Here is a 562-nt window from a genome sequence, read left to right on the forward strand (position 1 = left end):
TGTCTGCGTAGCTCTCGTCGAACAAGACCGATTTCAGATCCAGTCCCAGCTCCCTTAGCAGCCACACGAAGCAGCGTTCCAGCGATTCCTGGAATACCGGCTCCTCCCGGTACAGCCCGTACGCCATAATGACATAGTGCTCGCCAAGCCCCGGGAACAAGAAGCCCATCCGGCGTTTAGCTCCCTTTGCGCCAGTATGCAACCGTTTGGGATCCCGCGTGCGTAATGCTTCCGCCGCTTCCGCGACATTGCCGCATACCAGCGTGCGCCTGTATTCGAACGCCTGCCGGCCCATTTGCAGCGTATATTCCACATCGGCCAGGAAGCCATCCGGCTGCGGGTGCTGCGCCTGCTCGTGGAGATAAGCCGCAAGACGGTCCGTTGCCGCCTCTAACGCCGTCGGCGTTTTCGCCGACAGGACGAGAAGCCGCTGATCCCGGTGCGAAGCGCCAGATGGCACGGCTGGCGGCGCTTCCTCCAGAATGACATGCGCATTGGGGCCGCCCATGCCGAAGGCGCTCACGCCCGCACGGCGGGGATATTCGCCTGCCCATGGCTTCAA

Annotated in this window: 1 protein-coding gene; it reads right to left on the bottom strand. The window is 62.5% G+C overall.

Annotated elements, in window-relative coordinates:
- The coding region (locus tag KVT34_RS29735) for a CurL C-terminal domain-containing protein (RefSeq protein WP_302695735.1) at window positions 1-562 on the bottom strand (562 nt) is incomplete at both ends.

It is taken from the genome of Paenibacillus sp. GbtcB18, from assembly GCF_019091125.1.
In the GTDB taxonomy this organism is placed as follows: domain Bacteria; phylum Bacillota; class Bacilli; order Paenibacillales; family NBRC-103111; genus Paenibacillus_F; species Paenibacillus_F chitinolyticus.